Below are 20291 nucleotides of genomic sequence, written 5' to 3' on the forward strand. Positions count from 1 at the left end.
GGTCATGGCCCCAGACAACCAGCCCAGCACGCCCGACCTTCCTCCGGAGTGGGACGTCATCGTCATCGGCGCCGGCCCGGTGGGTGAGAACGCCGCGGACCGGGCCCACAAGGCCGGCCTCACGGTGGCGATCGTGGAGAAGCACCTCGTGGGTGGCGAGTGCAGCTTCTACGCGTGCTCCCCGAGCAAGGCCTTGCTCCGCCCGATCCACGCCACGCGCGCCTCCCAGCGGGTGCAGGGCTCCGAGGGGGCGCACGTCGACCCCCAGGGGGTGCTGGCGCGCCGGGACTCGTGGGTCAACCGGATCGGCACGAGCGACGCCTTCGACGACAGCGGGCAGGTCAGCTGGCTCGACCACGTCGGCATCACCCTCCTTCGGGGGGAGGCCCGGCTGACCGGTGAGCTCGCTATCGAGGTCGACGGCAAGCCGTACCGGGCCCGCCGGGCCGTGGTCCTCGCGACCGGCACCGCTCCGGCGATGCCTCCGATCCCGGGGCTGCGGGAGGCCAACCCGTGGACGAACCGGGAGGCCACCACGAGCCGGCGGATCCCCGACCGCCTGGCGGTCCTCGGCGGTGGGGTGGTCGCCTGCGAGCTGGCCCAGGTCTACGCGGCGATCGGGTCGAAGGTCACCATCGTCGAGCTGGCCGACGGGCTCCTGGGCCGCAACGAGGAGTTCGCGGGGGAGGCGGTCGCGGCGGCCCTCGAGCGCGACGGCGTCGACGTCCGCCTGGGCACCCGGGCCGAGTCGGTCTCCCGGCTGGGCCCCACGGGCGAGGTGACGGTCGAGCTGTCCGACGGCACCAGCGTCACCGCGGACGAGCTGCTCGTGGCCGTGGGGCGCGCACCGGCCACGGACGGGCTCGGGGTCGAGGACGCCGGCGGCAAGCTCGACGACGCCGGGTACGTCCGGGTCACCGAGCGGATGGAGGTCGAGGGGGTCTCGCCCGACAAGCCCTGGCTGTATGCCGTCGGCGACGTCAACGGGCTGGCCCTCCTGACGCACATGGGCAAGTACCAGGCCCGAGCGGTCGGCGACCTGCTGGGGGCACGGGCCGCCGGCCGTGAGCCGGACCCGCTGACCACCGTCCCGTGGGCGGTCGGGGCCGGGTCGCCGCAGGTGGTCTTCACCGACCCCGAGGTCGCCGCGGCCGGGCTCACCGAGGCGGAGGCCCGCGAGCGCGGCATCGCGGTCAGGGTGGTCGACCTGCCGATGGACTCCGCGGCCGGCGCAGGCCTGCAGGCGGAGGGCTACCAGGGCCAGGCGAGGATCGTCGTCGACGAGGACGCCGGCGTCATCGTCGGGGCGACCTTCGTCGGCCAGGACGTCGCGGAGCTGGTCCACGCCGCCACCGTCGCGATCGTCGGCAAGGTGCCGCTCACCACGCTCTGGCACGCCGTCCCGTCCTACCCGACGATGAGCGAGATCTGGCTGCGCCTGCTGGAGGAGTACGGCGTCTGACGCACCCCTGCAGAGTGACGAGGGCCCGCACCGGATGTCGGTGCGGGCCCTCGCGGTGGAGCGGGTGACGAGAATCGAACTCGCGTAGCTAGTTTGGAAGACTAGGGCTCTACCATTGAGCTACACCCGCGTGGACCGGCAGACCCCCGAAGGGGCGGCTGATCCGAGGCGTTAGCCTAATGCCCGCGATCATGTGACCTGAAATCGGCACACGGTGCACGGGGTATGGCGCAGGTTGGTAGCGCGTCCGCTTTGGGAGCGGAAGGTCGCCGGTTCAAATCCGGCTACCCCGACGAACAGCCAAGCTTGCGCAGGCTGTTGGCGGGGTTGACGGATGCCGGGAGCCGGAGCGCACGGGCGACGAAGGAGCCCGGACGCGACGGCGGGTCCGGCTACCCCGACGAACAGCCAAGCTTGCGCAGGCTGTTGGCGGGGTTGACGGATGCGGGGAGCCGGAGCGCACGGGCGACGAAGGAGCCCGGACGCGACGGCGGGTCCGGCTACCCCGACGAGCTGGCCGGAACGGCCCGGAACTCGCTGACCCGACGACCGGCGGCGAGCCCCTTGGCCTCGAAACCGTCCGTGGGCCGCCAGGGCGGGCGCTCCCCCTCGGTGACGTCGAACCCACCGTGCGCGGCGAGCTCGGACCGCACGTGGGCGGCATACCCGTCGTGGTCGGTCGCGAGCAGGAGGTGGCCCCCGGGGGCGAGCCGGTCGGCCACGAGGTCGAGGTTCTGTCGCGAGACGAAGCGACGCTTGGCGTGCTTGGCCTTGGGCCACGGGTCGGGGAAGAAGACGTGCACCGCGGCGAGCGAGCACGGGTGCACCCGGTCGGCCAGCAGGAGCACCGCGTCGCCCTGGTGCATCCAGATGTTGCCCAGGCCCTGGCGCTCCGCCTCGGCGAGCATCCGGGCGAGGGCGGGCGTGAAGACGTCGACCGCGACCAGGTCGTGCCCCGGGTGGGCGGCGGCGTAGGCGAGCGCCGCCGCACCGTGACCGCAGCCGATCTCGAGGACGACGGGCGCCGTCCGGCCGAACGCCTGCTCGGGCACGAGGGGCCCGTCCGCCGGGATGGCGTGCCGGGGAGCGAGGGTCTCCATCCGCTCGACGGTCAGCGCCGAGAGCCGTCCACGGCGGGCGTTGTAGGACCGCACCCGCCCCTGCGTCTCCATCGCCCCAGCCTACGAGGCGGGGCAGTCGGAGGACACGCGCCCCGGGCAGGTCGTCTTGCCCTGCGACCCAGTTGGATAACCAGTGCTTATGTAACCCATAATGTTGCCATGCGCATCTCCCGGTTCCCCAACATCGTCGACGACGTCACCGTCCGCCTCATCGCCGGGGTCGTCCTCGTGCTGGCCGTCGTCGCCCTGGCCGCCCACCAGTGGTGGCTGTATGCCGTGCTCGCGGCTGACTTCGTGCTTCGGGCGGGCTGGGGACCGTCGGCCAGCCCGGTGGCGATCCTCGTCAACCGCTGGCTCCGACCCCGGGTGTCGGCTGCGCCCCGCTACACGGCCGGGCCGCCGAAGCGCTTCGCCGCGGCCGTCGGCGGCGTGTTCACCCTCGCCGGCACGGTCCTGTGGCTGACCGGGACCACCGTGCCGGTCGTCGTCATCGGCGCCGTCATGGTGGTCTTCCCGGCGCTGGAGTCACTCGCCGGGATCTGCGTGGGCTGCATCGTCTTCGGCTGGCTGATGCGCCTCGGCCTGATCCCCGAGTCGGTCTGCCTCGAGTGCGCCGACCTCACCCGTCGGGCCGCCCAGCGCCGTGCGGCCAGCACGGGAGCACCCGCGCGGTCCGGAGCCTGACCGGCCGCAGGCGCTGGGCTCAGCGACGCCAGACGAGGACGGCCGCGCGGTCGTCGGTCTCGCCCGCCCGCGCTGCGGTGCACACCTTCGCGGCCATGCCCTCGAAGCCCTTGCCGATCATCCGCTCCGCCGTGCCGAGCATGCGGTCGATGCCGTCGCGCAGGTCACGGTTGCGGACCTCGATGACGCCGTCGGTGTAGAGCAGGAGCGCGTCACCACGGCTGAGCTGCCCCCGGATGCGGGGGAAGGCCAGGCCCTCGGTCACGCCGAGCACCGGTCCCTCGTCGCCCTCGAGCACCTCCCACCGACCCGAGCCGGCCGAGAAGCGGACGCCCGGGGGGTGCCCGGCCGACCCCAGGCTGTACTCCCCCGTGCTCAGGTCGATCATGGCGTGCGCCGCGGTCGCGAAGCCCTCGTCCCACGCCTGGCGGAGCAGGTAGGAGTTGGCGGCCGGCAGGAAGGTCTCGTAGGGCAGCGAACCGAGCAGCCCCCCGAACGCGCCGGACAGCAGCAGCGACCGGGTGCCGGCGGCGATGCCCTTGCCGGAGACGTCGACCAGGGCCAGCTCGAGGATGTCGTCGTGGCGGCTGGTGACCAGGAAGTCGCCCGAGAAGGAGTCGCCGTAGGCGGACAGGACGGACAGCTCCGCACCCCACCCGCTGGGGAGCTCGGGCAGCTCGCCCTGGGTGCGCAGCCGGTCGCGCAGGTCGACGAGCATCGACTCCCCCAGGTTGCCCTGCACCCCCAGGCGGGCCCGCGACGCCGCCACCCAGAACATGATGACCATGACGACCACCAGGACGGCATACGCGCCGAGCAGGGCCGGCGGGGAGTTCTTGTCGACGACGGTGTACGCCCCGGCGATGAGGATCGCGACGTCGACGCCGGCCAGGACCCTGGGGGTGAGGAACAGCCCGGCGAGGACGGCGACCGGGATGTACGCCGAGAACGGGACGTTGTCGGGCCAGACGGCCATCGTCCAGCAGAGCACCGTGTTCACGACGATGATGGCCGCCGCCGTGGCCGGCTGGCCCCACCGGACGAACTTGGACCGGCCACGCTGCACCCGGGACATGACGGAGCGTCGAGCGAGATGAGTCCTCTCGACAGCCACTGTGAAGTTCCTTCGGCAAGGCAGGGTGCGAGGCACCTCAACGTCTGGGGGCGGGCCGACCCCTATCGACCCGCCGCCAGCGTAGTGGGAGGTCGGTCCTGACGCGCACGATGCGAGCAGATCAGGCGGCGCGCCAGCCGGCCGGGTCAGGGTCTGGGCGGAAGCGTGCCCGATGCCTCGTAGGCGCTGACCATGTCGATGCGGCGCTGGTGCCTCGGCGCCTCGGAGAACGGCGTGGCGAGGAATGTCGCCACCATCGCCTTGGCCTCGTCGACGGTGTTCATCCGCCCACCGATCGAGATGACCTGGGCGTTGTTGTGCTCGCGGGCGAGGCTGGCGAGCTCGGTGTTGTAGCACAGCGCGGCACGGATACCCGCGACCTTGTTGGCCGCCATCTGCTCGCCGTTGCCCGAGCCGCCGAGCACGACCCCCAGCGAACCGGGGTCGGCGGCGACAGCCTCCGCCGCCCGCAGCACGAAGACGGGGTAGTCGTCCTCGGGGTCGAGGGTGTGCGGGCCGTGGTTGGTCACCTCGTGGCCCTCGGCCTCGAGGAACGAGACCAGCTCCCCGAGCAGCTCGTATGCCGCGTGGTCGCCGCCGATGTGGACGCGCATCTGGTGCTCCTCCGTCGAGATTCCGTCGCTGGCAGCGATCCTAGGACGCTGCGAACCCGCACCTGTGGTCAGTCGAAGATGGGGCCGACGGTGCGGGACCGCTTGAACTCGTAGAACCCGGGGGTCCCGGCCACGAGGACGCACCCGTCCCAGAGCCGACCGGCAGCCTCGCCCTTGGGGGCAGGCGACACGACCGGGCCGAAGAAGGCCTCGCCGTCCACCGCGACGACCGGCGTGCCCACGTCGTCGCCGACCAGGTCGAGGGCCCGCTGGTGGCTCGCGCGCAGCTCCGCGTCGTGGGCGTCGGAGCCGGCTGCGTCGGCGAGCTCCCACGGGAGGCCGACCTCCTCCAGCGCCGGGCCGATGACCTTGGCGTAGTCCTTCTCCCCACCGAGGTGGATGCGCGTGCCCATGGCGTCGTAGAGCGGCTTGACGACCTTGTCGCCGTGGTCGCGCGCCGCAGCGATGATGACCCGCACCGGGCCCCAGGCCCGGTCCATCATCTGGCGGTAGTTGTCGGGGAGGTCGCGACCCTCGTTGAGGACGGCCAGGCTCATCACCGACCAGGTCACGTCGACGGGACGGACCTCCTCGACCTCCATCATCCAGCGGGAGGTCATCCACGCCCACGGACACACGGGGTCAAACCAGAACTCGGCGGACGTACGGGTCTCGGACACAGGAATGGCAGTCACACGCCCAATCCTGCCACCGGCCCCCGGCGGCCACCGCAGCGGTGGGTCCTCCCACCTCCCAGCCGTGCGAGGATGGCCGCCGAAAACATCGACCGCTGTCGCTCCCCGACGCCGTCACCCACCAACGCTGTCACCCAACTACGTGCAGGAGCTCCCGTTGCCTGGCATGAACCTGACCCGCGACGAGGCCACCGCCCGCGCCGCCGTCGTCTCCGTCGACCACTACGACGTCACCCTCGACCTCACCACGTCGGACACCACGTTCCGGAGCACGACCACGGTGACCTTCACCAGCGCCGAGCCGGGCACCGAGACCTTCGTCGACCTGATCGCCCCCTCCGTGGAGGCAATCACGCTGAACGGCGAGCCGCTCGACCCCGCCAGCCACTTCGACGGGGTGCGCGTCAGGGTCCCGGCCACGGCGGAGCGCAACACGCTGACCGTCGACGCCACCGCGGCGTACATGAACACCGGCGAGGGGCTGCACCGGTTCACCGACCCGGTCGACGGCGAGGTCTACCTCTACTCGCAGTTCGAGGTGGCTGACTGCCGCAGGATGTTCGCGGTCTTCGAGCAGCCCGACCTCAAGGCGACCTTCGCGTTCACCGTGACTGCCCCCGACCACTGGCAGGTCGTGTCCAACTCCCCCACGCCCGAGCCGACGCCGGTGCGCGACGGTGTGGCCACCTGGGCCTTCGGCACCACCCCGCGGATGTCCTGCTACATCACCGCGCTCATCGCCGGCCCGTACGCCGTGGTGCGTGACGAGGTGCAGACCCGTCGCGGCACGGTGCCCCTGGGCATCTTCTGCCGCCAGTCGCTGCTGGAGCACCTGGACGCCGACAACATCTTCGCCTGCACCAAGCTCGGCTTCGCCTTCTTCGAGGAGGAGTTCGACTGCGAGTACCCGTTCGAGAAGTACGACCAGCTCTTCACGCCGGAGTACAACATGGGCGCGATGGAGAACGCCGGCGCGGTCACGGTCAGCGAGATCTACGTCTTCCGCTCGAAGGTCACCGAGGCCCTGGTCGAGCGGCGCGCGCTCACCCTGCTCCACGAGCTGGCCCACATGTGGTTCGGCAACCTCGTGACGATGAAGTGGTGGAACGACCTGTGGCTCAACGAGTCGTTCGCCGAGTGGGCCTCCACCACCTGCCAGGCCGAGGCGACCGAGTGGACCAGCGCCTGGACCACCTTCGGCACCTCCGAGAAGGCCTGGGCCTACCGCCAGGACCAGCTGTCCTCGACCCACCCGATCGTCGCGCCGATCCGCGACCTGCAGGACGTCGAGGTCAACTTCGACGGGATCACCTACGCCAAGGGCGCGTCCGTCCTCAAGCAGCTCGTCGCCTACGTCGGCCGTGAGCCGTTCACCGCCGGCCTGCGTGCCTACTTCGCCAAGCACGCCTGGGGCAACACCAGGCTCGAGGACCTGCTGCGCGAGCTGGAGGCCACCTCCGGCCGCGACCTGGGGTCGTGGTCGAAGCTGTGGCTGGAGACGGCCGGCGTCAACACGCTGCACCCCGAGGTCGAGACCGACGACCAGGGGCTCGTCTCCTCGGCGCGCATCGTGCAGACCTTCGCGGAGGGTTTCGAGACGCTGCGACCGCACCGGCTCGCAGTGGGCCTCTACGACGTCGACGGCAGTGACGGCGGGGGCGAGCGGCTGGTCCGCACCGACCGGTTCGAGCTCGACGTGGACGGGGAGTCCACCGACCTGCCCCAGCTCATCGGCCGGCCTGCCCCGGACCTGCTCCTCGTCAACGACGACGACCTCGCCTACGCCAAGATCCGGCTCGACGAGCGGTCGCTCGCGACGGCCCTGGCCCACCCCCGTGGCTTCCAGGACAGCCTGCCCCGGGCCCTCGTCCTCGGGGCGGCCTGGGACATGACCCGGGACGCCGAGATGTCGGCCCGCGACTTCGCCGCGCTCGTCCTCGCCTCCCTGCCCGGCGAGACCGACTCCACCCTCCTGCGGGTGCTGCTCGGCCAGCTGCAGACGGCACTGCACCTCTACGTCGCACCGGCCCACCGCGACGCGGCGCTCGCGAGCGCCGCGCGTGACCTGCGCGCCGTGGCCGTCGCGGCCGAGCCCGGCAGCGACGCCCAGCTCCAGCTGGTCGGTGCGTATGCCGCGCACCAGCGCGGTGGCGACGACGCGGCATACCTGCGCGGCCTGCTCGACGGGACGCAGGTCCTGGACGGCCTCGCCGTCGACACCGACATGCGCTGGCGGCTGCTCACCACCCTCGCGGCGTGTGGGGAGGCGACCGCAGCCGACATCGACGCCGAGCTGGCGCGGGACAACACGGCGACCGGGCGCGAGCACTCCGAGCAGGCCCGCGCGTCCTTCCCGACCGCGGAGGCCAAGGCCGAGGCCTGGCGGCGCGGCGTGGAGGAGTCCGGACTGCCCAACTCGGTCCTCGAGTCGGTCGCCGCCGGCTTCGCGACCGTGCACGACAACGCCCTCCTGGAGCCGTACGTCGAGAAGTACCACGCGATGCTCGACACCGTGGAGAGCAAGGGCTCACACGCCATCATCGAGATCCTGGTGCGCGGCTTCTACCCCACGGTCCTGGCCGACCAGCGCCTGCACGACGCCACCGAGGCGTGGCTGACCGCCCACCCCGATGCGCCCGCCGCGCTACGCCGCCTGGTCACCGAGAACCGCGACCCGATCGCGCGAGCCCTGCGCGCCCAGCAGCGTGATGCCGATGCCTGAGGCTCCTTACGACGGACTCAGCCTCGACGGGCTCAGCCTGCACGCCCTGCTCGAGGTGACGCCCCACTCGGCGTGGGAGTGGTTCATCGGCAAGCCGTTGAGCATCGTCATCACCGTGCTGGCGGCCGTCATCCTGCGCTGGCTGGCGTTGCGGTCGATCGGCCGGGTGGTCTCCTCGACCCTCGCGCGGTCGGATGCCCGACGGCTGGGCGAGACCAGCCGAGCGGGGCGCGTCCTCGCCCAGGCCACCGGCTCGGCGCACGAACGGCACCGGCAGCGCACCCTCACGATGGGCTCCCTGCTGCGGAGCATGGTCACCTTCCTGGTCGTCATGGTCACGATCCTGACGATCCTGACCACGGTGGGCATCAACCTCGGACCGGTGCTGGCCACGGCCGGGGTCGGCGGCGTGGCGCTCGGTTTCGGCGCCCAGAGCCTCGTCAAGGACTTCCTCTCGGGCATCTTCATGATCCTCGAGGACCAGTACGGCGTCGGTGACGTCATCGACACCGGCGAGGCCATCGGCACCGTCGAGGAGGTCTCGCTCCGGGTCACCCGGCTGCGCGACGGCCAGGGCGTCGTCTGGTACATCCGCAACGGTGAGATCGTCCGGATCGGCAACAAGAGCCAGGGCTGGTCGACCGCGATGGTCGACATCCCGGTGGCCTACTCCGAGAACCTGGACAAGGTGATCCCGTTGATCCGCACCGTGGTCCACGAGCTCGACGAGAGCCCCGACTGGGCCGACAAGCTCCTGGAGGAGCCGCAGGTCGTCGGGGTCGAGTCGATGACCGGGTCGGTCGTGACGATCCGCGTGATCGCCAAGACCGCACCCGAGCAGCAGTACGGCGTCTCGCGCGAGATCCGCGAACGGGTCAAGGCCGCCTTCGACGAACACGGCGTGACGGCACCGATCATGACGCCCTTCGGCCCGGCAGCAGGTTCCCGATGAGTGCACAGCCCCCCGGCGGGGAGCAGTTCGGCAGCTTCTACGACCAGGTCGGCGGACACGAGACGTTCCGCAAGCTGGTCCACGAGTTCTACCGGGGGGTGGCCACCGACCCGCCGCTGCGCGCGCTCTACCCCGAGGAGGACCTCGGCCCGGCCGAGGAGCGCTTCCGGATGTTCCTCGAGCAGTACTGGGGTGGCCCCACGACGTACTCGGACCAGCGCGGCCACCCCCGGCTGCGGATGCGGCACCACCCGTTCAAGGTGACACCGGCCCAGCGCGACCGCTGGCTGCACCACATCATGGCCGCGGTCGACACCCTCGACCTGCCGCCGGCCAACGACCTGCTGCTGCGCGACTACCTCGAGCGCGCCGCCCACTCGATGGTGAACTCGCTCGATGACGACTGACCGACGACTGACCGACGACTGACCGACGACGACGTCGCGGCGGTCGGCGCCGCGGGGCCGGCCACGCGGCATACCCGGTGGCCATTCCAGCCAGCGAGACGCCGGGCCCCGGGCCGGGAGCTGGTTTCCCCGAACGCGTTCGATGCGTCAGCATGGTTTCCCGTGACGACGACCCTCTCCACCGAATCCACCCAGACCGCACTCATCCACCCCGCCGCCCCGGCCGACGCCGCCTGGTGGCGGCACGCCGTGATCTACCAGATCTACCCCCGGTCCTGGGCCGACGCCGACGGTGACGGCATCGGCGACCTGCCCGGTGTCACGGCCCGGCTCGACTACCTCAAGGCGCTCGGAGTCGACGCCGTGTGGTTCAGCCCGTTCTACAAGTCGCCCCAGGCGGACGCGGGCTACGACGTCGCCGACTACCGCGACATCGACGCCCTCTTCGGCAGCCTCGAGGGCGCCGACGCCATGGTGGCGCGCGCGCACGAGCTCGACCTCAAGGTGATCGTCGATCTCGTCCCCAACCACACCAGCGACGAGCACGAGTGGTTCAGGGCCGCCCTCGCCGCCGCCCCCGGAAGCCCCGAGCGCGACCGCTACATCTTCCGTGACGGCAAGGGACCCGACGGCGCGATCCCGCCCAACGACTGGCACTCGGTCTTCGGCGGTGACGGCTGGACCCGCGTCACCGAGGCCGACGGCAAGCCCGGCCAGTGGTACCTGCACCTCTTCGACACCAAGCAGCCCGACCTCAACTGGGACAACCCCGAGATCGGTGACGAGTTCGAGTCGATCCTGCGTTTCTGGCTCGACCGTGGCATCGACGGCTTCCGGGTCGACGTGGCCCACGGGCTCGTCAAGGAGAAGGGCCTGCCCGACTACGACGTCGAGCTGCACATCCTCGACGGCGAGGTGAAGCCCGGCGCGCCCATGCCCCCGATGTGGGACCAGGACGGCGTCCACGACGTCTACCGCCGCTGGCACAAGGTGCTCGCCGAGTACGGCGCGCCCGACCGGATCCTCGTGGCCGAGGCGTGGGTGCGACCGCAGGAGCGCGCAGTGCGCTACATCCGGCCCGACGAGATGCACCAGGCGTTCAACTTCGACTTCCTCCAGAGCCAGTGGCGCGCCGACGACCTGCGCGAGGTCATCGAGTCGTCGCTCGCGGCTGCCGACTCCGTGGGCGCCCCCAGCACCTGGGTGCTGTCGAACCACGACGTGGTGCGGCACGCCTCCCGACTGGGCCTCCCGGTCGGCGAGCGTCGCCCCAACGGCATCAGCGCGACCGACCCGCAGCCCGACCGGGCGCTCGGGCTCCGGCGGGCCAGGGCGGCCACGATGCTCATGCTCGCCCTCCCCGGTGGCGCGTACCTCTACCAGGGCGAGGAGCTGGGCCTGCCCGACTCCACCGACATGCCGGGCGAGTTCCGCCAGGACCCGACCTTCATCCGCACCAAGGGCAAGGAGATCGGCCGCGACGGGTGCCGGGTGCCGATCCCGTGGGTCAAGGACGCGCCGTCGTTCGGCTTCGGCCCCACCGACCGGACCTGGCTCCCGCAGCCCGCGGTCTACGGCGACTACGCCGTGGACCAGCAGGACGGCGTCGAGGGCTCGACCCTCGAGCTCTACCGCGCGCTGCTGCGCACGCGGCGCGAGCGCGAGCTGGGCACCGGGGGCCTGCACGTGGTCAAGGGATCCGGTGCCGACGGCTTCGGTGACGACGTGGTCGCCCTGGTGAACACCGGGCAGGGTGGCGACACCGGCGACACCCTCGTCGTGGCGAACCTCGGCACCGAGCCGGTGGCGCTGCCCGACGGCGCGACCGTGCTGCTGTCCTCGGGTGACCTGACCGCCGACGGACGCGTGCCGACCGACACGACGGTCTGGGCCACGCTCTGACCTGACGTCTCGCCCCGCCCCACGCACTCGACCTCGACGCGCCGCCACCCGCAGCGCATCGAGGTCGAGTGCGTGGGTGGCACAGAATGGCCCCGTGAGAGCAGCGGACTTCGCCTACTTCGACGCGCCGACCCCGATCGGCCTGGCCCACCGGGGCGGCGCCAGGGTCGGGGCCGACCTGCACCTCGAGAACACCCTCTCGGCCTTCCGCGAGGCGGTGCAGATGGGCTACCGCTACCTCGAGACCGATGTCCACGCCACGTCGGACGGCACCCTGCTCGCCTTCCACGACCTGCGCCTCGACCGGGTCACCGACCAGCACGGACTGGTCGCGAAGCTCACGTATGCCGCGGTGCGCGCGGCGCGGATCCACGGCACCGAGCCGATCCCCCTGCTGTCGGACCTGCTGGAGGAGTTCCCCGAGACGCGCATCAACGTCGACGTCAAGGCACCAGGGGCGATCGCGCCGCTGGCCGAGGTGATCCGCCGCCACCGGGCCATCGACCGCGTCTGTGTCGCGTCGTTCTCCGACCGGCGGCTGCGGGCCGTGCGCCGGCTCGTCGGGCCCCGGCTGGCCACGTCGACGGGACCGGCGGAGGTGGCTGCCCTGCGCCTGGCACCGCAACGGGTCGCCTCGTGGTTGCGCTCCCCGGCGGCCGTCCTGCAGATCCCGGTGGGGGCGGTCCTCGCCGGTCGCCGCCTCGACCTGGTCACACCGGCACTGGTCGAGCGCGTCCACGCGATGGGCAAGCACGTCCACGTCTGGACCATCAACGACGCTGCCGAGATGCACCGGCTCTTCGACCTCGGCGTGGACGGCATCGTGTCCGACCGCATCGACACCCTCGCCGACGTCCTGGCCGAGCGCGGGGTACCGTTGGGCCAGTGACCGCGCCCACCCCGCAGCCCGCCCGCGAAGGGCTCGAGGGCCCCGGTGCGGACCGCCCGGACGCGGCGCGTGTCGGCGTCTTCCACCCGCGTTTCGTGCTCCTGTCGGTGTCCCTGCTCGCGCTCATCACCGTGATCGCGTTCGAGGGCATGGCGGTCTCCACCGCGATGCCCGACGCCGCGCGCGAGCTCGATGCGGTGCGCTCCTACGGGCTGGCCTTCTCGGTCATGCTGACCACCCAGCTCCTCGGCATCGTGCTCGCCGGCGTCTGGTGCGACCGGTCGGGACCGCTCCCCTCGCTCTTCGCGGGCCAGCTCCTCTTCGCGGCCGGGTGCGGCCTGTGTGGCGGCTCGCAGTCGTTCGGGCCCTTCCTCGCCGGTCGCGGCGTGGCCGGTCTCGGAGCCGGCTTGATCATCGTCGCCGGCTACGTGGTGATCGGGCGCGCCTACCCGGAGTCGTTGCGGCCCAAGGTCTTCAGCGTGATCTCGGCGGCCTGGGTGCTGCCCTCGCTGCTGGGTCCGCCGATCGCCGCGTGGGTCACGACGACCTGGTCCTGGCGGTGGGTCTTCTGGCTGGTGGTCGTCCCGGTCGTCGCCGCCATCGCCCTGGTGTTCTTCCGGCGCTCGCAGATCGCAGCGGCGGACGAGGGCATCGACGAGTCCAGCCGTGACCACCGGGAGCACGCCAGGGCGGCGTGGTTCGGGGTCCTGATCGCGGCCTCGGCCGGGGCCCTCCAGTGGGGCACCCACGACCTCGAGTTCCAGTGGTCGGCCAAGACCGCGGTGGCCGTCCTCGGCGTCGTGGGGATCGCCGCCACCGCACCGCGACTGCTCCCCCGCGGCACCTGGCTCCTGCGCCGCGGGCTGCCGTCCGTGATGCTGGCGCGTTTCCTGCTGACCTGCTCGTTCTTCGGCACCATCACCTACATCCCGCTCATGCTGGTCAACGAGCGCGGCCAGTCCCTCACGACGGCCGGCACCATCCTGGCCGTGGGGTCGCTCGGGTGGTCGACCGGTTCGTGGGTCCAGGGCCGCGACCACTGGGCCGGGCGTCGCGACCAGCTCGTCGTCGCCGGTGGCGTGCTGCTGACGACGGGACTGCTCGCCATCGTGGCCGTCGCACAGTTCGCGTTGCACCCGTGGCTCGTCGCGGTGGCCCTCGTCGCGTGCGGCATGGGCATGGGACTGGGCACCGCCAGCCTCTCGGTCCTCTCGCTCACCCTCACGGCGCCTGCCGACCACGGCACGACGTCGTCCTCGCTCCAGCTCGCCGACGTCCTCGGCTCGGTGCTCGGCATCGCCGCGGCCGGTGCGGTGTTCGCGGCCCGGCACACCGCCGCGGGACAGGACATCCCGGTCTTCGTGAGCATGTGGCTCGGGCTCAGCGTCGTCGCCGCGCTCGTCGTCGTCGCCGGTCAGCGGATCAGGACCTGAGCGCCCGCGGACCCGGCTCCATCCCGCCGGGGCTGGCGGAGCGTCCCCGGACCGCCGCGAGGACCGCGACCATGTCCAGGTCGCCCCACCCTCCCTCGACGGTCTCTGCGAACAGCTCCCTCGCCGCATCGGTCAGTGGCGTCGCGACCCCGGCCTGCCGGGCCGCCGTGACGACCAGCTCGGCGTTCATGAGCACGTCCGCAGCGCCTGCCTGCACCGCCCAGTCACCCGCGACGAGCTTGGCCAGCTTCGCGCGGGACACCGCGCTCGCCATCGGACCCTCGTCGACGACCCTCCGCAGCACCTCGAGGTCGAGCTCGTGGGCCGCCGCGAAGTGGAACGCCTCGACCAAGCCGGTCACCTGGGTGATGAGGAAGAGGTTCACCGCCAGCTTGGTCAGCAGCGCGCTGCCCACCGGACCGGTCTCGACGACCGCCCGGCCGAGCGGGGCGAGCAGCGGTGCGACGCGGGACCGCACCGCTGGATCACCCGCGAGCATCACCACGAGCTCTCCCGACTCCGCGACCGGTCGCGACCCCGACACAGGCGCTTCCGCGTACGAACCGCCGCCCGCCTCGATCTCGCGGCCCAGGGCGACCGAGAACGACGGTGACGTGGTCCCCAGGTGGACCACCGTGCGCCCCCGGACCAGGTCGGCGAGGGCCTCGGTGCCCCGCGGCAGCGTGGCGTCCACCCCGCGCTCCCCGGCCAGCATGAGCAGGACGACCTCACTGCGCGCGAAGACCTCGGCCACGTCGACGGCCGTCGCCGCCCCCAGGCTCGCGAGGTGGGCGGCCGCGGGCGCCGAGCGGTTCCAGACCACCAGGTCCTGACCAGCGGCAAGCAGGTTCGCCGCCATCGGTCGCCCCATGATGCCGAGCCCGATGAATCCGACCGTCATGTCCATCCTCCTGGCCGCGTCATGACGCTCGTCATAGTAGTGCGATCATGACACATGTCATAGTCTGCGGCGATGGACAAGGCGCAGTGGTCCCCGCGGGAGCGGATGGTCTATGAGGCCGCGCAGGCGATGCGTGAGGACGGGGTCGCAGGCGCCCCACTGCGCACCGTCGCCGCCCGGGCCGGCGCTCCGCGCGGCTCACTGCAGCACTACTTCCCGGGCGGGAAGGACCAGCTGGTCACCGAGGCGCTCGCCTGGTCGGGGGCGCATGCCGCCGACCAGGTCCGCGCCTACCTGCGCGACACCCGTCGGCCCACCCCCTCGGGGATGTTCGACGACCTGGTGCGTCGGTGGGCTGCGGAGCTGGAGGACCGGCAGTTCGCCCGCGGGTGCCCCGTCGCCGCGTCGGTGGTGGACGAGTCCCACACCAACCCGCAGCTGCGGGCGGCCGCAGCGGCCGCGCTCCGCACCTGGCAGGAGCCCCTTCGGTCGGGCCTGCGCACCATGGGCGTGCGTCCGGCCCGGGCCACCGCCCTCGCCACCCTGATGCTCGCCGCCCTGGAGGGGAGCCTGGTGCTGGCCCGCGCCGAGCAGGACACCCGGGCGCTGCGGGTGGTGGCCAAGGAGCTCGCGCCGGTGCTGGACGCTGCCCTGCCGTGAGGAAGGTGGGGACGACCCTCGTGTGCGCGGTGCTCCTCTGCGGTGCCGTGGCCTGCACCGGCAGCCCTGCGCCGGCGGCCCCACCCGCTCCGCGGCCGATGCGCTGGGCGGCTGCGGACCTCCCGGTCGGCACCTCTGCGTTGCTGGTCCGCGCCGCAGAGGGAGTCGTCCTGGTCGCGACGCGCTCCGGCGAGCGGGCCTCGATGTACCGGCTCGCCACGCCGGGTGCCGGGCCGCCGGCTGCGGTCAGCCTCGAGCCGCACGGCGTCTACGCGCCGGGTGCCCGCTGGGTCGACCTCGCCACCGACGGCTCACGCGTGCTGGCAGTCGGGCGCGCCTCGGGCGGGGCCCACGGGCTCCCCCGGTGGACCGTGTGGGACGGGACGCCCGCGCGCCTGGTCGAGCAGCCCCAGCCGTTCGAGACCTTCGGTGGCCCGCGGTCGGGCGGGCTGGCCGCCGTCGGGCTCGGCCGAGAGGCGGTGCTGGTGGGCACGTGGGACGACGGTGGCGCGGGCCTGGACGCGAGGCTCTGGACGAAGAGCTCCCCCGCCGCCTGGGAGCGCCTCCCGGCCACCCCGGCGCTGGCCGGCACCGACCGACTCCTGCCCCAGCCGGCGGCGGTGGCCTGGTCGTCCACCCGGCTCCTCGTGGCCGGCGCGGTGACCGAGCTGGGTGAGGGGTCGTCGGTCGTCACCCGCGCTGCCGTGTGGACGGCACCCACCGCGCGAGGGCCCTGGACGCGCCACGACCTCCCCGCGAGCAGCACCTCGGCCCGCGCCACCGGCGCCGCCTGTGCTGGTGAGACCTGTTGGGTCGTCGGGCTCGACGGGGAGGGCCCCTCGGCCTGGGTGGTGACGCCGGGGGCGGTCACGCGAGTGCCCCTCCCCGAGGTGCCGACCACGCCGGGGGCGCCGCCGGCCGTGTCGGTCGCAGCCGGCTCGCCCTGGGTCGCGGTGGCCGGACGCGACCACACCGTGCTGGCACTCCGGCAGGGCGGCGGGTGGGTCGCTGTCCAGGGACCACCGGGACGACCGGTCTCGCTGGCCGCGTCACCCGGGCGGCTGGTCCTGGTGACGCGCACGGCGACCGGCACCCGACTCTGGACGGCCCCGACGGGCTGACCATTGCGGTGGGGGGTCAGCGGTGGGGGTCGTCAGCGGCGGGTCAGCGGTGGGCGGTCAGCGGATCAGGACGTGACCCGCCGGTGTCGAGAGCCGTGTCCAGCGGCCGTGCGCCCACACCGTCACGGGCGCCTCCGGCGGGCCGGGGCTCACGCCACCACCCGCGACACCGTCGCCCTGGCCCCCATCGCCCGTGAAAGCCTCACCCACGACACCGTCGCCCTGGCCGCCATCGCCCCGGACCCCATCGCCCCGGACGAACCCGAGCACGTATGCCGCGAAGGCACCACCCGCGGGCACGGGCGGGGTCGTGGCGGTCGGACGACCCCAGACCTGTCGTCGCAGCGCCGCGATGGCCGAGCCACCGGCGTCCGCCGGGGCCCCGGAGGCGACCTCGGCGATCCCCTGCCGCGCCGCGACCCGCACCTCGTCGGCGGTGAGGGCACCCACCCGTTCCCACCCGCTGCGTGGTGGCGCCATCGCCGCCCAGGCGACCCTGACGGTCACCGGGGGCACGGCCAGGGTGCTGCCCGACTCGCGAGCGAGGCGGTCGGTGACCGCCGCGAGCGGCACCGTGACGTCGAGGTCGACCGGCTCGGCCAGCGGCATCGCCCGGAGGCCGATGACGACGCCCTCGGCCATCAGGCCGCTCCCGGGGAGGACGCCGACGTAGGCGGCCAGGGTCGGGCCGCTCGCCTGCAGCCGGATCGCGCCGTCCTCGTCGGCGGTCTTGGCCCGGGCGACGTAGGTGCGCAGGTCGTCGAGACCCTGCGGGTCGGGGAAGGTCAGCTCCATCAGCGTCGGCGCCAGCGAAAGGGCACCGGCGCGCCGGAGTGTGACCCGAGCACGGACCTCAGCGCGTCGTCCATGCGTCGCGGCGTGCTGGTCCCGAAGTCGTAGAGGACCAGCGTCGTCTCCGCACGGGCGTAGACCACGTCGCCCTCGCCACCTTCGGCGGACGGCCGTCCGTCACGCACCTCGTAGGCGAGGTCGAAGCCGGCGCCCCCGATCTTGGTGGCCCACATCTCGACGACGATGGGGGGCACCCGGAAGAGCAGGGGTGCGAGGTACTCGATCTCGTGACGAGCCACGAGGATGCCCTCCGAGAGCACCGACCGGTCCTGGCCGAACCAGTCCTCGAAGCCGATGACGCGCGCGTCCTCGAGCAGCCGGAGGAACTGCACGTTGTTGACGTGGCCGTAGGCGTCCATGTCGCTCCACCGAAGCGGCACGTTGACGCGGTAGCGGTCGGCGGGCCCGGCCGTGCCGGTGGTGCCGTGACGGCTCTCGTCCGGGCGGTCGTCGGGACGGTCATCGGGACTCTCGTCGGCGTGCTGGTCGAGGGCCATGTGGACATCCTCGCAGGGGTGTCGGGCCAGCCGCATACGGTGGTCACCATGGAGACCACCGCGGCACCCGACCTGCACACCCAGGCCACCAGCGTGCTGCGGCGCCTGGTCGGGCGTGACGACGTCGACTTCCGCGACGGCCAGCTCGAGGCCGTCGAGGCGCTCGTCGGGCAGCGGCGGCGCGTGTTGGTCGTCCAGCGCACCGGGTGGGGCAAGTCGGCGGTCTACTTCGTGTCCACCGCCCTGCGCCGTGCCGAGGGCGCCGGCCCGACGGTGATCGTGTCGCCCCTGCTGGCCCTGATGCGCGACCAGATCGCCGCCGCCGGGCGCGCCGGGATCCGCGCGGTGACCATGAACTCCGCGAACGCCGACGAGTGGGGACAGGTGTCGGCGGCGCTGGCGGCCGACGAGGTCGATGTCCTGCTGGTCAGCCCCGAACGGCTCAACAACCCGCGGTTCAGGGACGAGCAGCTGCCCGACCTCGCGCGCCGCTGCGGCCTGCTCGTGGTGGACGAGGCCCACTGCGTCTCCGACTGGGGCCACGACTTCCGACCCGACTACCGCCGGATCCGTGACCTCCTCACGGTGCTGCCCGCAGACACCCCGGTGCTGGCCACCACGGCCACCGCCAACGCCCGGGTCGTGACCGACGTGGTCGAGCAGCTCGGGGCGGGCGGCCACGACGTGCTCACCCTGCGGGGCGGCCTCGCCCGCGACTCGCTGCGTCTGGGGGTGATGGCCCTGACCTCGCCCGAGCAGCGACTGGCGTGGTTGCTCGCCCACCTCGACTCGCTGCCCGGCAGCGGCATCGTCTACACCCTGACCGTCTCGGCCGCCGAGGACATCGCCGTCGCCCTGCGCGAGGCCGGACACGAGGTGCGGGCCTACACCGGGCGCACCGACCCGGCCGACCGCGAGCGCCTCGAGGCGATGTTGCGCGACAACCAGGTCAAGGCGCTGGTGGCGACCTCGGCGCTCGGGATGGGGTTCGACAAGCCCGACCTCGGCTTCGTCCTGCACCTTGGCGCCCCCTCGTCACCGGTCGCCTACTACCAGCAGGTCGGCCGCGCCGGCCGCGCCACCGAGCGGGCCGACGTCCTGCTGCTGCCCGGCCCGGAGGACAAGGACATCTGGTCCTACTTCGCCTCCGCCTCGATGCCGCGTCAGGAGCAGGCCGACGCCGTGCTCACCGCGCTGGCAGGATCGACCAAGGCACTGTCGACCGCGGCCCTCGAGTCCATCGTCGACATCCGCCGCACCCGGCTCGAGCTCCTGCTCAAGGTGCTCGATGTCGACGGCGCGGTCCAGCGGGTGCCCGGGGGCTGGACCTCGACCGGCCAGCCGTGGACCTACGACGCCGAGCGCTACGCCCGCGTCACTGCGGCCCGCGTGCGCGAGCAGGACCTCATGGTGACCTACGAGAAGACCGGCGAGTGCCGGATGCAGTTCCTCCAGGAGTCCCTCGACGACGACACCGCCACGGTGTGCGGACGCTGCGACTCGTGCGCCGGCGCATGGTTCCCCACCGACATCCCCGACGTCGCGGTCACGACCGCAAGGGGTCGACTGGAGCGCGCCGGGGTCGAGCTGGAGCCTCGCGCCCAGTGGCCGTCCGGCATGGACCGCCTGGGGGTCCCGGTCCGCGGCAAGATCAAGCCCGACGAGGCGATGGAGACCGGTCGGGCGGTGGCCCGGCTCACCGACCTCGGCTGGGGCCAGCAGCTGCGGTCGCTCCTGCGGGCGCCCGACGCCGCGGTCCCGCCCGAGCTCCTGCGGGCCTGCGTGCCGATCCTGCGCGACTGGGGCTGGGCCGAGCGCCCCGTCGCCGTGGCCATGGTGCCCTCACGCACCCGCCCCCTGCTGGTCGAGTCCGTGGCCCGGGGCATCGCCGAGCTGGGCCGCATGCAGTGGCTGGGCGCCCTCGACCCGGTCGACGGAGGGCCGGTCGGCGAGGCCGGTGGCAACAGCGCCTTCCGGCTCGCCGGGGTGTGGGGCAGGCTCGAGGTCGGCCCCGAGCAGGCGTCAGGCCTGCGCGGGCTCGACGGACCCGTCCTGCTGGTCGACGACGTCGCCAGCTCGCGCTGGACGCTGACCGTCGCGGCCGCCGCGCTGCGCCGTGCGGGCGCCCCCGGGGTGCTCCCGTTCGTCCTGGCCCTCGACGCCTGACCCCCGCGGGTCGCCGAGGTCGGCGAGGTCGGCCGGCGCGGCAGCGCCGAGGGCCACCTCGTCGAGGGGCACGGTGAAGATCGGCAGGAACACCTGCAC

General features: G+C 72.8%; 18 protein-coding genes and 2 tRNA genes. 12 read left to right on the forward strand and 8 right to left on the reverse strand.

Going from position 1 to position 20291, the window contains the following annotated elements; genetic code table 11:
• The first annotated feature begins 4 nt into the window (after window positions 1–4).
• Window positions 5–1462 carry a dihydrolipoyl dehydrogenase family protein gene (locus ABD262_RS16375; protein ID WP_344138551.1) on the forward strand — a complete coding sequence of 486 codons (1458 nt, stop codon included), beginning with the start codon at window positions 5–7 and terminating at the stop codon, window positions 1460–1462.
• A gap of 56 nt (window positions 1463–1518) precedes the next feature.
• Here ABD262_RS16375 and ABD262_RS16380 read toward each other — a convergent pair.
• Window positions 1519–1592: transfer RNA gene (locus tag ABD262_RS16380), tRNA-Gly, on the reverse strand.
• Between the two features lie 89 nt (window positions 1593–1681).
• Between ABD262_RS16380 and ABD262_RS16385 the strand changes: the two genes are divergently transcribed.
• A tRNA-Pro gene (locus ABD262_RS16385) sits at window positions 1682–1755 on the forward strand.
• A 207-nt stretch (window positions 1756–1962) separates the two neighbouring features.
• Here the strand turns inward: ABD262_RS16385 and trmB are convergent.
• On the reverse strand, window positions 1963–2634 hold the full coding sequence (trmB, locus tag ABD262_RS16390; RefSeq protein ID WP_344138553.1) for a tRNA (guanine(46)-N(7))-methyltransferase TrmB: 672 nt from the start codon (window positions 2632–2634) through the stop codon (window positions 1963–1965).
• Between the two features lie 108 nt (window positions 2635–2742).
• Here trmB and ABD262_RS16395 point away from each other — a divergent pair, with 108 nt between their 5' ends.
• Window positions 2743–3267 carry a DUF4395 domain-containing protein gene (locus ABD262_RS16395; protein WP_344138555.1) on the forward strand — a complete coding sequence of 175 codons (525 nt, stop codon included), beginning with the start codon at window positions 2743–2745 and terminating at the stop codon, window positions 3265–3267.
• 19 nt (window positions 3268–3286) lie between these two features.
• Here the strand turns inward: ABD262_RS16395 and ABD262_RS16400 are convergent, their stop codons facing one another.
• The 3 genes from ABD262_RS16400 to ABD262_RS16410 all read right to left on the reverse strand — a co-directional run bounded on the left by ABD262_RS16400 (window position 3287) and on the right by ABD262_RS16410 (window position 5681).
• On the reverse strand, window positions 3287–4342 hold the full coding sequence (locus tag ABD262_RS16400) for a PP2C family protein-serine/threonine phosphatase (RefSeq protein WP_344138557.1): 1056 nt from the start codon (window positions 4340–4342) through the stop codon (window positions 3287–3289).
• A gap of 185 nt (window positions 4343–4527) precedes the next feature.
• Window positions 4528–4995 carry a ribose-5-phosphate isomerase gene (locus ABD262_RS16405; RefSeq protein WP_344138559.1) on the reverse strand — a complete coding sequence of 156 codons (468 nt, stop codon included), beginning with the start codon at window positions 4993–4995 and terminating at the stop codon, window positions 4528–4530.
• 68 nt (window positions 4996–5063) lie between these two features.
• Window positions 5064–5681: a mycothiol-dependent nitroreductase Rv2466c family protein gene (locus tag ABD262_RS16410; RefSeq protein WP_425564918.1), complete on the reverse strand. Its 618-nt coding sequence runs from the start codon at window positions 5679–5681 to the stop codon at window positions 5064–5066.
• A gap of 166 nt (window positions 5682–5847) precedes the next feature.
• Between ABD262_RS16410 and pepN the strand changes: the two genes are divergently transcribed.
• The 6 genes from pepN to ABD262_RS16440 all read left to right on the forward strand — a co-directional run bounded on the left by pepN (window position 5848) and on the right by ABD262_RS16440 (window position 13995).
• Entirely contained in the window at window positions 5848–8412 is a 2565-nt protein-coding gene (gene pepN / locus ABD262_RS16415) for an aminopeptidase N (RefSeq protein WP_344138561.1), read from the forward strand.
• Window positions 8405–9364: a mechanosensitive ion channel family protein gene (locus ABD262_RS16420; RefSeq protein WP_344138562.1), complete on the forward strand. Its 960-nt coding sequence runs from the start codon at window positions 8405–8407 to the stop codon at window positions 9362–9364. The genes pepN and ABD262_RS16420 overlap by 8 nt, the downstream gene beginning before the upstream one ends.
• Entirely contained in the window at window positions 9361–9771 is a 411-nt protein-coding gene (locus ABD262_RS16425) for a globin (protein WP_344138564.1), read from the forward strand. Before ABD262_RS16420 ends, ABD262_RS16425 begins: the two co-directional genes overlap by 4 nt.
• Before the next feature lie 162 nt (window positions 9772–9933).
• Window positions 9934–11673 (forward strand): glycoside hydrolase family 13 protein, encoded by a 1740-nt coding sequence (locus tag ABD262_RS16430; protein ID WP_425564890.1) that lies wholly within the window; start codon window positions 9934–9936, stop codon window positions 11671–11673.
• A 94-nt stretch (window positions 11674–11767) separates the two neighbouring features.
• The gene (locus tag ABD262_RS16435) at window positions 11768–12562 is read left to right on the forward strand and encodes a glycerophosphodiester phosphodiesterase family protein (protein ID WP_344138566.1); all 795 of its coding nucleotides are present in this window, start codon (window positions 11768–11770) and stop codon (window positions 12560–12562) included.
• Complete coding sequence (locus ABD262_RS16440; protein WP_344138569.1) at window positions 12559–13995, forward strand: MFS transporter; 1437 nt, start codon at window positions 12559–12561, stop codon at window positions 13993–13995. Before ABD262_RS16435 ends, ABD262_RS16440 begins: the two co-directional genes overlap by 4 nt.
• Here ABD262_RS16440 and ABD262_RS16445 read toward each other — a convergent pair.
• The gene (locus ABD262_RS16445) at window positions 13985–14896 is read right to left on the reverse strand and encodes an NAD(P)-dependent oxidoreductase (RefSeq protein WP_344138571.1); all 912 of its coding nucleotides are present in this window, start codon (window positions 14894–14896) and stop codon (window positions 13985–13987) included. The two genes, ABD262_RS16440 and ABD262_RS16445, sit on opposite strands and share 11 nt — an antisense overlap.
• Before the next feature lie 72 nt (window positions 14897–14968).
• Here ABD262_RS16445 and ABD262_RS16450 point away from each other — a divergent pair, with 72 nt between their 5' ends.
• Window positions 14969–15556, forward strand: coding sequence for a TetR/AcrR family transcriptional regulator (locus ABD262_RS16450; RefSeq protein ID WP_344138573.1), 588 nt, complete (start codon window positions 14969–14971; stop codon window positions 15554–15556).
• The gene (locus ABD262_RS16455; RefSeq protein WP_344138575.1) at window positions 15553–16677 is read left to right on the forward strand and encodes a hypothetical protein; all 1125 of its coding nucleotides are present in this window, start codon (window positions 15553–15555) and stop codon (window positions 16675–16677) included. Before ABD262_RS16450 ends, ABD262_RS16455 begins: the two co-directional genes overlap by 4 nt.
• Before the next feature lie 57 nt (window positions 16678–16734).
• On the opposite strand, the gene ABD262_RS16460 is transcribed toward ABD262_RS16455, so the two are convergent.
• Both ABD262_RS16460 and ABD262_RS16465 read right to left on the reverse strand, forming a co-directional pair.
• Window positions 16735–17472 (reverse strand): DUF8185 domain-containing protein, encoded by a 738-nt coding sequence (locus ABD262_RS16460; protein ID WP_344138577.1) that lies wholly within the window; start codon window positions 17470–17472, stop codon window positions 16735–16737.
• Window positions 17472–18026 carry an acyl-CoA thioesterase gene (locus ABD262_RS16465; protein WP_344138579.1) on the reverse strand — a complete coding sequence of 185 codons (555 nt, stop codon included), beginning with the start codon at window positions 18024–18026 and terminating at the stop codon, window positions 17472–17474. The genes ABD262_RS16460 and ABD262_RS16465 overlap by 1 nt, the downstream gene beginning before the upstream one ends.
• 48 nt (window positions 18027–18074) lie before the next feature.
• Between ABD262_RS16465 and ABD262_RS16470 the strand changes: the two genes are divergently transcribed.
• On the forward strand, window positions 18075–20192 hold the full coding sequence (locus ABD262_RS16470; protein ID WP_344138581.1) for a RecQ family ATP-dependent DNA helicase: 2118 nt from the start codon (window positions 18075–18077) through the stop codon (window positions 20190–20192).
• The last annotated feature ends 99 nt before the right edge of the window (window positions 20193–20291 follow it).

Source organism: Pedococcus bigeumensis (assembly GCF_039531795.1).
Classification (GTDB): domain Bacteria; phylum Actinomycetota; class Actinomycetes; order Actinomycetales; family Dermatophilaceae; genus Pedococcus; species Pedococcus bigeumensis.

Bases quoted from the DNA above. Each gene is read 5' to 3' on its own strand.
- ABD262_RS16445 (WP_344138571.1), bottom strand. From the start codon at position 14,896: ATGACGGTCGGATTCATCGGGCTCGGCATCATGGGGCGACCGATGGCG.
- ABD262_RS16465 (WP_344138579.1), bottom strand. From the start codon at position 18,026: ATGGCCCTCGACCAGCACGCCGACGAGAGTCCCGATGACCGTCCCGAC.
- ABD262_RS16400 (WP_344138557.1), bottom strand. From the start codon at position 4,342: ATGTCCCGGGTGCAGCGTGGCCGGTCCAAGTTCGTCCGGTGGGGCCAG.
- trmB (WP_344138553.1), bottom strand. From the start codon at position 2,634: ATGGAGACGCAGGGGCGGGTGCGGTCCTACAACGCCCGCCGTGGACGG.
- ABD262_RS16375 (WP_344138551.1), top strand. From the start codon at position 5: ATGGCCCCAGACAACCAGCCCAGCACGCCCGACCTTCCTCCGGAGTGG.
- ABD262_RS16460 (WP_344138577.1), bottom strand. From the start codon at position 17,472: ATGGAGCTGACCTTCCCCGACCCGCAGGGTCTCGACGACCTGCGCACC.
- ABD262_RS16405 (WP_344138559.1), bottom strand. From the start codon at position 4,995: ATGCGCGTCCACATCGGCGGCGACCACGCGGCATACGAGCTGCTCGGG.
- ABD262_RS16450 (WP_344138573.1), top strand. From the start codon at position 14,969: ATGGACAAGGCGCAGTGGTCCCCGCGGGAGCGGATGGTCTATGAGGCC.
- ABD262_RS16420 (WP_344138562.1), top strand. From the start codon at position 8,405: ATGCCTGAGGCTCCTTACGACGGACTCAGCCTCGACGGGCTCAGCCTG.
- ABD262_RS16395 (WP_344138555.1), top strand. From the start codon at position 2,743: ATGCGCATCTCCCGGTTCCCCAACATCGTCGACGACGTCACCGTCCGC.
- ABD262_RS16425 (WP_344138564.1), top strand. From the start codon at position 9,361: ATGAGTGCACAGCCCCCCGGCGGGGAGCAGTTCGGCAGCTTCTACGAC.
- ABD262_RS16470 (WP_344138581.1), top strand. From the start codon at position 18,075: ATGGAGACCACCGCGGCACCCGACCTGCACACCCAGGCCACCAGCGTG.